Consider the following 2,181-nt stretch of genomic DNA (forward strand, 5'->3'; position numbering starts at 1 on the left):
CATTGCTATAAACATATCATAAAAGAGAGAGTAACATAAAAAAAGCCGTGTCAAATGATATGACGCGGCTTTCAAATGTCTATTCTAATGATTAAAATGAATCATCCACAATGGAGTAATGAATGCATATATACAAAACGTATCATATTGCAAGCACTCTATGAGAGATATGAAAACTTATCAAAAGAAACGTAAATGTGCGTATGATCTTTAATCACTCATTTGAATTACAGAGCCTATAAACGCTTGTTATGGCTATTAAACGTATCAAACAAATCAAAATGCTCGGTAGCTTTATCAATCCAATCAAAAGCAAATGCATATTAAGTGAATGTCTTGTAAAAACGTTCTTTTTACATTTGGAAGCGTTGGTTTTTACAAAGCAGCTTTTCATAAGATAAATAAACAATTATGGTTTTTTGTTACCATTTTTATCAAGTCAATTTTATTAATAATAGTTATTAAAAAATCACAAAATTAGAATAACCACTTGAAAATATACCCATATGAGTATATTAATAATCATGAGTAAAATAAAACGTATCATATGGCTTGGTTCTTCACTCAAAGATATAAAAAGTCTTCCTGATCTTATTCAACAAAGGATTGGTTATGCTCTTTATCTTGCTCAGATAGGAGATAGAGGAGAAAATGTTAAGGTTCTCAAGGGGTTTGGATCTGCCAATGTTCTAGAAATTATTGAACGCGATATTCAAGGAACTTATCGCGCTGTTTATACGATACAATATAAAAAATCTCTTTATGTGTTGCATTGTTTTCAGAAAAAATCGACCCGTGGCATTGCAACACCAAAACCAGACATTAATCTGATTAAAGAACGTCTCAAGTTAGCAGAACAATTAGAAGGGAATTAAAATGATCAATGTTTTTCACGGTAGTTCCAATGTTTATGCGGATCTTGGCTTTTCAGATTCCAGAGAGATGCTTATCAAAGCGCAACTTGCTCATAAGATTAGTCAAATTCTGAAAGAAAAGAACTTAACACAAAAACAGGCTAGTCAACTTTTGAAAATGACTCAACCAAAACTGTCTAAACTCTTAAGTGGAGAATTTCGAGGAATTAGTGAAATGAAAATGCTTGAGTGTTTGGCAAAATTGGGAAACGATATAAAGATTATTGTTAATCCGAAAGAAGTTAAAACGCTTGAAGGACATTTTGAAGTTGTTTTTTCTTCTTAAACTTCTTTATGATTAGCTTTTTATGGTCTATTCATACATGGCAATTGTTTATAAAAAATGGTCAAATGAATCACGTATAAAAGTGTGGATTCTTGAGTGGATTCATATAAGATAATTACAAACAAACTATTGACTTTATTGTATTTTTGTTTATAATGTCCTTCAACAAGCGTGACCATCCGACGACCGTTTTCAACATCAATGCTCCCTTCATCACTGTAATAATCAAGATCATTATGGTGAACACCTTCATGAGAGCTCCCATCCCTTGCCCAATCTGCACTCAGCTCTGTCCAATGAGATTTGGGAAACATCTGCTTAGCTACTTCTAACGGCTTGCGGTCTACATACCACAAACGTTGTGCATCGGTTAAATTCGGTTGCACTGCCGCACTATCCCAGACCATTTTTAAAGGATCTAAACGCGTAATGACCGGTTCACCATCGAGGCTGTTCTCATAATCAAGGCGGGTATCAGTCCACCCCATTCCACAAATGACAGCATCTTGGAAAGCATCACTATCTGCATATTCAGCATGTGCCATGTCGCGAAACCATTCTGCTGCTCCTGTAAGCAATTCACTTGGCAATGCCTTCCCTATTTGACGAGGAATGAATTGCACTTCTCGCTTATTGTTGCGTTCTGAACCCACAACAGCATTCACAAGCGGAGCAATACGATTAAAAGTCATAACGGGGCGGCGTTGCTTTTTTAACGCCGATAAATCTTCTTCATTCCATTGATCACCATTGTAAAAACCAAAATCCTCCCGCGCATGTTCACGCCATTTGTTCACATGCTCCACATCTTCTTTGTACCAGCTGATAAGCTATCATATCAAAAAATGAAATAAAGTCAATAGGTTGTGTGAAATTATTTTATATGAATCCACTTAAGAATCCGCATTTTTATACGTGATTCATTTGACCATTTTTTATATAAGATTGGCATGTATGAATAGACCATAAAAAGCAAATCAT

At 34.9% G+C, this 2,181-nt stretch carries 2 protein-coding genes and 1 pseudogene; 2 read left to right on the forward strand and 1 reads right to left on the reverse strand.

From position 1 onward, the window contains the following. The first annotated feature begins 524 nt into the window (after positions 1 to 524). Together ACFINE_RS09600 and ACFINE_RS09605 are read left to right on the forward strand one after the other, a co-directional pair. Positions 525 to 875 carry a type II toxin-antitoxin system RelE/ParE family toxin gene (locus tag ACFINE_RS09600; RefSeq protein ID WP_041581387.1) on the forward strand — a complete coding sequence of 117 codons (351 nt, stop codon included), beginning with the start codon at positions 525 to 527 and terminating at the stop codon, positions 873 to 875. A gap of 1 nt (position 876) precedes the next feature. After that, positions 877 to 1,200, forward strand: coding sequence for a helix-turn-helix domain-containing protein (locus ACFINE_RS09605; protein WP_015856199.1), 324 nt, complete (start codon positions 877 to 879; stop codon positions 1,198 to 1,200). A gap of 157 nt (positions 1,201 to 1,357) precedes the next feature. Here ACFINE_RS09605 and ACFINE_RS09610 read toward each other — a convergent pair. Beyond that, positions 1,358 to 2,006 (reverse strand): annotated as a pseudogene (locus ACFINE_RS09610) (portal protein); the annotation flags it as partial. Positions 2,007 to 2,181: the final 175 nt, after the last annotated feature.

The sequence above is a fragment of the Bartonella sp. AA97HXZ genome (genome assembly GCF_042196985.1).
Taxonomy (GTDB): domain Bacteria; phylum Pseudomonadota; class Alphaproteobacteria; order Rhizobiales; family Rhizobiaceae; genus Bartonella.

Coding starts and splice junctions, on each gene's coding strand:
- ACFINE_RS09600 (WP_041581387.1), top strand. CDS start 525: ATGAGTAAAATAAAACGTATCATATGGCTTGGTTCTTCACTCAAAGAT.
- ACFINE_RS09605 (WP_015856199.1), top strand. CDS start 877: ATGATCAATGTTTTTCACGGTAGTTCCAATGTTTATGCGGATCTTGGC.